The 9,806-nt window shown below is 46.7% G+C and carries 10 protein-coding genes; 5 read left to right on the top strand and 5 right to left on the bottom strand.

Annotation, left to right across the window (positions count from 1 at the left end; translation table 11 throughout):
* Positions 1-126 precede the first annotated feature (126 nt).
* Positions 127-1,359 (bottom strand): uracil-xanthine permease family protein, encoded by a 1,233-nt coding sequence (locus tag KU855_RS18005; RefSeq protein ID WP_218532483.1) that lies wholly within the window; start codon positions 1,357-1,359, stop codon positions 127-129.
* Positions 1,360-1,699: 340 nt separating this feature from the next.
* Here KU855_RS18005 and KU855_RS18000 point away from each other — a divergent pair, with 340 nt between their 5' ends.
* Both KU855_RS18000 and hda read left to right on the top strand, forming a co-directional pair.
* Positions 1,700-2,923: a DUF2066 domain-containing protein gene (locus KU855_RS18000; RefSeq protein WP_218532480.1), complete on the top strand. Its 1,224-nt coding sequence runs from the start codon at positions 1,700-1,702 to the stop codon at positions 2,921-2,923.
* 109 nt (positions 2,924-3,032) lie between these two features.
* Positions 3,033-3,743 (top strand): DnaA inactivator Hda, encoded by a 711-nt coding sequence (hda, locus tag KU855_RS17995; RefSeq protein WP_218532477.1) that lies wholly within the window; start codon positions 3,033-3,035, stop codon positions 3,741-3,743.
* A gap of 33 nt (positions 3,744-3,776) precedes the next feature.
* On the opposite strand, the gene KU855_RS17990 is transcribed toward hda, so the two are convergent.
* The 4 genes from KU855_RS17990 to KU855_RS17975 all read right to left on the bottom strand — a co-directional run bounded on the left by KU855_RS17990 (position 3,777) and on the right by KU855_RS17975 (position 8,031).
* Entirely contained in the window at positions 3,777-5,687 is a 1,911-nt protein-coding gene (locus KU855_RS17990) for a hypothetical protein (protein ID WP_218532475.1), read from the bottom strand.
* A gap of 125 nt (positions 5,688-5,812) precedes the next feature.
* Positions 5,813-6,190 carry a DUF2069 domain-containing protein gene (locus KU855_RS17985; protein ID WP_218532473.1) on the bottom strand — a complete coding sequence of 126 codons (378 nt, stop codon included), beginning with the start codon at positions 6,188-6,190 and terminating at the stop codon, positions 5,813-5,815.
* Positions 6,191-6,200: 10 nt separating this feature from the next.
* Positions 6,201-6,551, bottom strand: coding sequence for an arsenate reductase (glutaredoxin) (gene arsC, locus KU855_RS17980; RefSeq protein ID WP_218532470.1), 351 nt, complete (start codon positions 6,549-6,551; stop codon positions 6,201-6,203).
* A 55-nt stretch (positions 6,552-6,606) separates the two neighbouring features.
* Positions 6,607-8,031 carry a M48 family metalloprotease gene (locus KU855_RS17975; RefSeq protein ID WP_256261118.1) on the bottom strand — a complete coding sequence of 475 codons (1,425 nt, stop codon included), beginning with the start codon at positions 8,029-8,031 and terminating at the stop codon, positions 6,607-6,609.
* 177 nt (positions 8,032-8,208) lie between these two features.
* Between KU855_RS17975 and KU855_RS17970 the strand changes: the two genes are divergently transcribed.
* The 3 genes from KU855_RS17970 to KU855_RS17960 form a co-directional block, all read left to right on the top strand.
* Positions 8,209-8,427: a sulfurtransferase TusA family protein gene (locus tag KU855_RS17970; RefSeq protein WP_218532468.1), complete on the top strand. Its 219-nt coding sequence runs from the start codon at positions 8,209-8,211 to the stop codon at positions 8,425-8,427.
* A gap of 43 nt (positions 8,428-8,470) precedes the next feature.
* A complete protein-coding gene (locus KU855_RS17965; protein ID WP_218532466.1) occupies positions 8,471-9,550 on the top strand; it encodes an AI-2E family transporter in 1,080 nt (359 codons plus the stop codon).
* Positions 9,551-9,665: 115 nt separating this feature from the next.
* Positions 9,666-9,806 (top strand): transposase domain-containing protein (locus KU855_RS17960; RefSeq protein WP_218532485.1); only part of this gene is annotated, 141 nt, incomplete at its 3' end.

The raw sequence follows: 9,806 nt of genomic DNA, 5'->3' as shown, positions 1-9,806 counted from the left end.
AATCTAGCGCGGAACTCATCGTGGAGCGGGTGGTAGCACCTAATGAAGACTCCGAATACATTAGCGCAAACCAACCTCGTTATCGGAAATATCATTTGCAATAACGAGGCGGACCATACATTTTTATTAGCGTGATTTGTGCTGTTCGTGAAAATGTGCGGGCAGCAGCAAATTCATTAAGATAGCGACAATACCGCATAAGCTAATACCGCTGAGACTGAACTCGCCAATCCCAAACGCCATTCCGCCAATACCGAACACCAGTGTTACCCCAACAATACAAAGATTGCGCGGCTGGTTTAAATCAACTTGGTTACGAATTAACGAGTTGAGGCCGACGGTGGCGATGGAGCCAAAGAGTAAACACATGATACCGCCCATCACGGGGACGGGAATGGTTTGCATTAATGCGCCAAGCTTACCTACAAAAGCCAGTACGATAGCTGTAATCGCCGTCCAGGTCATCACCACCGGATTAAAGTTACGGGTTAAGCTAATGGCACCGGTCACTTCAGAATAGGTGGTATTTGGTGGACCACCAAAGGTGGCCGCAGCGATGGTGGCAACCCCATCACCCATTAAGGTGCGATGTAAACCGGGCTTTTTGATGTAATCCTTTTGGGCAACATTGGAGATCGCCAGAATATCGCCAATATGTTCTACCGCCGGTGCAATCGCGACTGGGATCATAAATAAGATGGCTTGCCAATGAAATTCTGGTGCCACGAAATTGGGCATGGCAAACCAAGGCGCCGCAACAACAGGGCTAAAATCGACGATGCCAAAAAATAAGCTAAGACAATAGCCCACCACAATGCCGGATAAAATCGGCATCAATTTAATGATCCCTTTGGCAAAAATGGCCACGATAATGGTGGTAAGCAACGAGGCGAGTGAGATAAATAGTGCTAAATCTTGAGCCACTAAGACACTGCTACCATCGCCGGTTTTACCCAATGCCATATTTACAGCCGTTGGGGCTAAGCCGAGGCCAATCACGATAATCACTGGACCTACCACCACGGGGGGTAATAAGCGATGAATAAAGTTAACGCCATTGATTTTTACCGCTGTGCCTAATAAGACATAGACACAACCGGCAGCCATTAATCCCCCCATGGTGGCAGGAATGCCCCAGGTTTGTACGCCATATAATATCGGTGCGATAAAGGCGAAGGATGAGGCTAAGAAAATCGGCACTTGGCGTTTGGTGATTAACTGGAACAGTAAGGTACCGATACCGGCGGTAAATAGGGCAACACTGGTGTCTAAGCCAGTGATAAGCGGCATTAACACGAGTGCGCCAAATGCCACAAATAACATCTGCGCTCCCTGAAGGGGCAGAGCGAACTTACTCATAAAAGGATCTCATTTTTGTGATTCGTTATCGAGGAACCAGATGATTGTCAAATAAGGTTGCTATAAAAAAGGAGCTTTGAGCGCTGAACTAACCATACGCAATATACCTACTAGTAGGCATCTCCTCATCTAGAGACGAAATTGATTCTATTTCTGGGTAAAGCCACTGATTTTAACATGGAATTGTCATTTTAAATGAGGATTAATTTGTTATTCATCACAATAACTGGAACAACTTAGGGGTTGAACTTGGTCAAAACATCCCTTGAGTGCACTCGCCAAAACGCGTATCTGTGGTACACTTCGGGCATTATATTGTTATTGGAAATATCACAGATAAATGCGTAAATTATTTATTCTGTTCATGATCTTTAGCGCGAACTTGATGCAAGTTTCAGCCAATGCGGTGGAAGTTGAACATCTCAATCAGGCGGTCGTGCCTGTCACTGATAGAAGTGCTGAAGCCCGTAAAACGGCGATGACTGAAGCACTCAAAGAAGTGATCATTAAAAATACCGGTAATCCTGAGGTATTACTCAATCCGATTATCGAACAACAACTGGTGAATCCCGATCGGATGTTGAGGCAATTTGGCTATCTGCAAGTGGATGGGCAACTGATGGTGACTGCCAGCTTTGATCAACGCGCGCTCATCCGTATGTTGCGTGAAGCCAATGTCGCGGTGTGGGGCCAGCAGCGGCCACTGGTCTTAGTATGGTTAGCCAGCGAGTCCACTGCCGAAGCGAATGCTCAACGCCAGTTAGTCAGTGATGGCAGTAGTCTGACTATCCGTCAGGACTTTAAGCAACAAGCCGAACAACGGGCAATGCCGTTATTATTCCCAGTGTTAGATTTAGACGACATGATGCAAGTGGGCTTAACCGATGTGCTTGGGGTCTTTCCTGAGCAGGTTGCTCGCGCATCCACACGATATCAGGCCGACTTTTTTGTGATCGCCTCAGTGCTTCAAGACGATAGCGGCTGGAAGTATCGTTTGTCATTATTTGGCCAAGATGACAGCGCCGACAGTTTACCTTTATTGACTGATGCCGGCCATGTCATGAGTCAAACCGAAGCGGCTCAAGTAATGTTAACCAAGATCAGCCAGTATTTAGTCGCGCAGTATGCGGTGGCGGACTCTGGTGAAGGTTCCGTGGTTAATTTGCAGGTGTCTGGCATTACTGATCTTAAGCAAATGCAGCAATTACAACAATACTTGCAGCAGTTGAGTGTGGTCAAACAGGCGCAATTAGCGCGCTTAACATCCAATGCGGTGGTATTTGAGCTCGGGTTATTTTCTGGTGAACAAGATTTACAGCGCCTGTTGGCATTAGAGTCAAACTTAGTGCCTGAGAGTCCGTTTAAAACCCTTGCCTTGGTGTCTCAAGCGGCAAAGACAACGAAACCGAGCGCACTTCCTGAAGGGCTAAATCCTGATCCTAGTCGTGATAGTCAGGTGCAACTTGCGGCTAAGCCACAAGATGCCTTGCCAAGTGATGTTGGCGATTTGGTGGCGCCTGTGCCCGCTGCGCCGCGGGTAACCTTATATTATTTGTGGCAATAATCACCATTTGACACTGTAATCGGTGTCAAACCGCGTGAAATTGACAATTTGCTGGGCGTCCGTGATAAACTAGACGCCTCATAACAGCTCGGTGATTGAGAATTTTTGAGTGACACAAAACTCACCTATACAGTTATCTTTGCCGGTACATTTACCGGATGATGAAACATTTAACAGTTATTATCCCGCCGCAGGCAATGATGAACTGATCCAGACCCTACAAATCTCCGCCGCTGGGAAGGGCGCGCATACCATTTATTTATGGGGCCCAGTGAAGTCAGGACGTACTCATCTACTCCATGCCGCCTGTGCCTATGCTAATGACCAAGATAGACGCAGTTTTTACCTACCGATGGGCATTCATGCCAGTATTTCCCCCGCCTTACTTGAAGGATTAGAGCAACTGGACTTAATTTGCATTGATGATGTCGATGCGATTGCAGGTCACCCGTTGTGGGAAGAAGCCCTGTTTGATTTATATAATCGCGTCACAGAACATGGGCGTTGCTCCTTAGTGGTGAGTGCTGCTAAGCCGATCAGTGACATCGGTATTTTGTTACCGGATCTACTTTCGCGGATGCAATGGGGCGTTAATTATCAATTGCAGCCGATGGCTGACGATGAAAAACTGGCGGCCTTACAAAGGCGCAGTGCGATGCGTGGCCTCCATTTACCTGATGATGTGGGGCGCTTTCTATTAAACCGCATGGCACGCGATCTACGTACCTTATTTGATGTCCTTGATAAGCTTGATAAAGCGTCAATGATCCATCAGCGTAAGCTCACTATCCCCTTTGTTAAAGAAACCCTCAGGCTCTAAGCCGCACATTGGTTGCATGTGCGGCGCTAGGCATTATTGCTGTGGACGTCGGCCGGCATGACGACCTTCGAGGTTAACGGCTGGCAAGAGCGGGCTAGCCGCTTGTTGCACTGAGCGGTTTTGTTGCTGAGATATCCCTAAGTTTGCCGCCCAACTTTGACCTGAATTCATCAAGATAGGCTCAGGTAAGCTGTTAATTAGGTTGATGCCATTCTCCTCAGGCAAGATGGCTTCAATCACAAATGCAGCGCGACTGGCCAGGGCATCATCGCCAATGCGTCCTCGTTGACCCCAATCGACAATAATACTGTCTGCGGTGATGGTCTCTGGCTTGTCAGTGACCGCGACATCCCTTATCACATTTAAGCGATAACTCATCATCGACTCTTCAAATAGCATGGCCGCATCTTCTCGGATAGTAGAATAATTATAAAAATCATTGGCACTGTCTTGGCTAAAGAAACTGCTGATATCGGCAGGCAAATATTGGCGTTGGGTCGAGTTAGCACTGGCTCCCATAAAGCGGACTTGAGCTAAACCAGACATGACATCGCTTTGCAGAGGATAGCCTTGAGTGAGCAGATCACTGACTAATTGCTTGGCGTTGTTGCGGCTATTGTAGGCGTCAACAAAGGTGTCACCGACCAGTTGCTGGTGGACACTGCGAGGAAAAAAGTCGTTGGCATGGGCGAGTTCGTGATAAAGCAGCGATGCTAAATCGGCACGTAACTCGTCGAGCGTTCGGCTGCGGCGGACATCACGACCAATGACACTATTGGCATACTGATTATTTTTCACGTAACGCCATGGCACTAAGAATTGCAAGTCATTACCAAAGCCAGAACGATAATCTGGGGCTTCATTGATGGTATCTCGCTGGCTGGGTGTCAGCCACAAGTCGCTGGGATCGAGATAAATGGCACCGGTTAAGACCCAGTAAAATGACGGCCGCACATCATAACTGATGACAATGGCGCTGACCGATTGTAACAGCCTAATAAAATCACTATTAGGATCCATTTGCCTTAAGAAACTGTCAAAGTTATCCCCCATCCAAGGGTGAGATACCAACACTCTATCTAATATAGCATCGATATTGTCCGAGTTATCTGTTTGGCCAATCAGGGGTAATTCACTGATCCGACAAGGGCTAGTTAATTGATTTGAATAAATGCAGCGCTCTAATGCGGCTTGCATTGACGATGAACGGTACGCGTGCACTCGCGCCAGCGGCTCATCGAAATAGGGCGAGTTAATTGCCGCCTGGTTGGTGGTTAATAGAAACGCTTGATCACTGTGGCTGACCCCATTGATGTTGGCGGTAACTTGCAGCACGCTGAGGGTATCGTTATCCACCTGTGGCGCAGTAAATAACGGTCGATTAGGCTGTGAAACATCCACTTGGAGATCTGGGCCACTCTGAATGCACCAACTGATTGCACTGGCTGCGTTTGCTGAGTCGAGTCGGAAACTGACATTATTTCCTTCCACCGCCTGATGATCTATCCGAGCCGTTAAAGCTTGACTTGGGTTGGCGATGGTAATGCTCACCTGTTCATTGACCGTGCTATTAGCAGTGGTGATGGCAATCTCAAACGAATACTCACCCGCTTGGCTTGCCTCAAACGACAATACCGGACTAGTTGGGCTGATCATCTCTACATTTGGGCCGCGAAGTTGGCGCCACAAAAAACGCCATTGCGCACTACTGACTTTAGGTTGGACGATAATTTGCTGATTTTGGTTGAGGAAATAATTGGCTTCAGTCAGAACACGATAGGTGTCGTCATCGATGACGGTAGTTAATCCCGTCGGAGCATCACATCTGGCTAAGTTGGGTGATGGCGGCTCGGTGGGGGTATCCGCGGCGTCATTAGAACCTCCGCATGCTTGCAGAAATAGCATACCTAACAGGGTAACGCTTGCTAACCGTATATTCTTCATAAGCCCTCGTTAACAAAGGTTGTATCTATGTATTTATTATTGTTATCGAATGACTATATCACGGCTACATTTGCTTAAAAACCCAGATGTTAGATTTTGCTGGCAAACGAGTTGCCAGCGTTGTTTTATGCTTTTTGTTTTTTGAGTCCTAGACCTAATTCACGGCCTCGGAGGCGTGCAAATAAGGAAAAACAGGTGAGACAGAAGAGTAATAGCAGGGTTTCGACGGTAGCAAACCCGCGCATCTCTGGGCTAACCCACCACAAGGTTAAGCTGTGGAGCAGGTATAAACATAAGATAAACCCAGCCCAAGCCAAGGTATAAGGGCGACCTTGGATTATGCCTTTAAGAGGTAATAGAATGGGGATGAATCCCACCACACTAAACCAAGGGGAGTAGGGGCTAGATGCCGCGAGGCCCTGACTAATAAAGTACCAAGCTAATAGGCTTACGAGGCTTACATAACCAATGCGACTGGCAGTTAACAAACCTTGGGTGCTCATGAAACCTCCGTTAGAGTAGGGCTAATACTGACTCTGGTGGTCGACCAATCACTGCCTTGTCATTGACGATAACAATCGGGCGTTCGATGAGTTTGGGATAAGTGATTAATGCCTGACGCAGCGCAACTTCATCGCTAATATCGGCAAGCTTGTGGTCTTTATATTCTGCTTCTTTGGTTCGCATCAGTTGACGGGCACTGTCAAAACCTAGCTGTTGCAGCAGGCTATCTATCATAGCTAACTCTAAGGGTTGTTCTAGATACAGAAAAATATCTGCCTGATAGCCATGTTGTGCAATTAACGCTAATGTTTCGCGGCTCTTGGAACATCTAGGGTTATGAAAAATTACTACCTTATCCATAGGTTTCGCTCCTAAATTTTTGAGCCGCTAGTCTAGCATTTTGTGATCTCTGCCGCTATTTGAATTGATCTAAAGAGCGCTCTAATTGTTTGAATTGACGGATCCTTGCATCAATCCTTGCTTGCTCTAATGGGTTATCCTCTGAGGCGCGATAGGCGTAATTTAACTGATCAATCGCCCCGCTATAATCGGCTATCAAGCCTAAACTTTCGGCGCGAACATAGTGTTCCATCGCTTTATTGCCGAGGACTTTGTAAGCCTGAGTTAATAGTTGCAACGGCAGCGGATTTTGCTTATCGAGGAACACCATTTCTTGCAATATGGGGATCGCCAGTTGGGCTTGCTTGGCTTCAATATACGTATTAGCCAGATTGAGGTTAATGACTTGCGAGCTGGGTTTGAGGCTGCGCTGAGCACTTAACCGATGAATGGCATCCTCAAAGGCATGGCGTTGCAGTAACAGATCGGTCTTAGTGTCTAGATAGAAGAGGTTGTTGCCATCTTGCGCTAATAACCCGTCAATAATGGTTTCGGCTTCTTGATAACGCTCATTTCTAAATAGCGCTAAGCTTTTGCCATATAAAGCGGCTTGCTTAAACTGGTAATTGTTCTTTTTAAGTTGCTCATCAAACATGATAAGCACCGCATCATCGCTATAACCCGAAAAGCGTACTTGCACCCGTGCTTTAGCCAAATCGTAATTCAGACTGGCGGGTACCGCCATGGGCGGATATTGGTTGGCGCGACTGCGGGCTTCAGTGATCCGCGACTCAGGTAATGGGTGGGTTAGCAACATCTGCGGTTGCTTAGTAGTAAAGCGATAACGGGTCGCGAGCTTAGCAAAAAAATCGGCGGCGCCATTGGGATCAAATCCGGCCTCGACCATCACTTGTGTGCCAATACGATCGGCTTCTTTTTCATGTAAACGGGTAAAGTTGATCGAACTTTGTTGAGCCATCGCTTGGGTGGTCGCTAATGCGGCCATGCCGGCTTGTGGGGCGGCGATGGCTAATAGTATGCCGCCCAAAATGCCAGCAATGGTCGCTGGAGTTGCTTTTTGTTGGGCTTCTATGCCTCGGGCCAAATGACGCTGAGTGACGTGAGTAATTTCGTGGGCCAGCACCGAGGCCAATTCACTTTCATTATCCGCATTGAGGAACAAACCGGTGTGAACCCCAACATGGCCGCCGAAAAATGCGAATGCATTGATTTCATCGTTATTCAATAAGAAAAAATAGAAGGGGGTTTTCACACCGGTAGCATGGGCTACCAAGCGATTTCCCAATTCAGTTAAGTACTGGCTCAATACAGGATCATTAATCACAGGCGCAGATCCGCGGATAATACGCATGTAGGTATCACCATAGAGCTGTTCTTTTTCTAAACTAAATGTATTCACCGCAGCGGTGCCCAATTCCGGCAGATTTTGACTATCTGATTGCAAATGGTTGTAACCATTCGCTGACGCAATCGTTGGCAACGCAAGTGTGACACTTAGCGTGGCCGCAATACATTTTTGGCGTAAGTGGTTCGGCAGTGACTTAAGCAAGATGATCCTTATATTTCTGTGATTTATCTTTAGTGCAGTGCTAGCAAGCCTTGTACATCAGATGGCAAGTTAGCATAATAGTCTGCCCTTATAGAAGGCAAGTTGATTATGGAATTTATTGACTTAACTGGCCATCGTTGCCCCTATCCTCTAGTCAAGGTGAAGATGGCAATTAAAGCATTGCCGACAGGACAACAATTGCAGGTTATCTTATCTGACAAGCAATCTTGTCGTGATGTTCCCGAGTACATAAAAAAACAAGGGCATGTTGTGCGTACTGCTCCAACGCAATTAGGTCATTTGGCCGTATGGATCACCAAAACCTAATCGTTAAATCCCATTTTTCTTGTAAGTGTTAATGGATGAAGAAATGCTGAGTTTTGTCAACAAATGGTATAAGGATCGTTTTAGTGATCCACAAGCGGTCACTTTAGTGTTCATTTTAGTGATGCTGGCATCATTAATTTATTTCGGTGGTGGCTTATTAGCGCCGATTTTAGTGGCGCTGGTCCTGGCATTTTTATTGGAGTGGCCTGTTGCACAAATGAGTCGCCTGGGCTTAAGCCGTGTGGCAGGGGCCTCGGTGGTGCTGGTGTTATTTATTGGGATGATGGTATTAATCACCTTTGGTTTATTGCCAAGCTTATGGCGCCAAGGTGGTTCGCTGTTGTCTGAACTACCAGGGATGTTGGATAAAGGCTTATTAATGGCCGAAAACCTGGTGAATCAATACCCTCAATATGTGTCTCCCGAGCAGTTAAATAGCATGGTTGCCTCTGTGAGAACCTTAATGGATACCCAGCATTTATTAGATGTGGGTAAACATATCTTAGGGTATTCGGCGTCATTGTTAGTGTTGATGGTGTATGCCATTTTGGTGCCGTTGTTAGTGTTTTTCTTTTTAAAAGATAAACAGGAGCTGATTCGCGGTGCAAAACGATTTTTCCCCAATAACCGTGAATTGGCCAATCAGGTGTGGGCGGAGATGAATCAGCAGATTTTCAATTATATCCGTGGCAAAGTGATTGAAATCGTTATTGTGGGGGCAGCCAGTTATATCTTCTTTGCCGTTATGGACCTACGTTACGCAGCATTACTCGGTGTGTTAACCGGCTTTTCCGTGCTTATCCCTTATGTTGGGGCGACCTTAGTGACCTTGCCGATTGCGTTGGTGGCGTTTTTCCAATGGGGCTTTAGTGCCGAATTTGGTTATTTGATGTTGGGCTACGGTATTATCCAAGCCTTGGATGGCAATGTGTTAGTGCCCGTGTTGTTTTCTGATGCTGTCGATTTACACCCCGTCATGATTATTGCTGCCGTATTAGTATTTGGCGGTTTATGGGGATTTTGGGGGGTGTTTTTTGCGATTCCTTTAGCCTCGTTGATTAAGGCCGTGATCAATGCTTGGCCAAAGTCATTGGCTATCGACAGCAAACCGTCTTCGAGTTGAATGTTCCCTGAAGTAAAAGGCGCCTAAGGCGTAATGCCGATCAGTTAAGACAGATCGCTTGACGATCTCACTGAAAGGATCAAAATCCGATGACCCCTTGTCATCGGATTTTTTTATGCAACTTTCAGCAGCTTTGGCGCGTACTCATATCAATCGTCTTACCGAATTCACCTGTCTGGCCGATGTGCTTGAGCCTGATTTAATTCAGTCGTGCCTTGATTCACATGGTGTTGCCAGTTTACGGCGACGTAAGTTA

This window comes from Shewanella sp. NIFS-20-20, assembly GCF_019209865.1.
Classification (GTDB): Bacteria; Pseudomonadota; Gammaproteobacteria; order Enterobacterales; family Shewanellaceae; genus Shewanella.
Note: the sequence above shows the minus strand (reverse complement) of the source record. Positions and strands in the feature narration are given on the sequence as shown.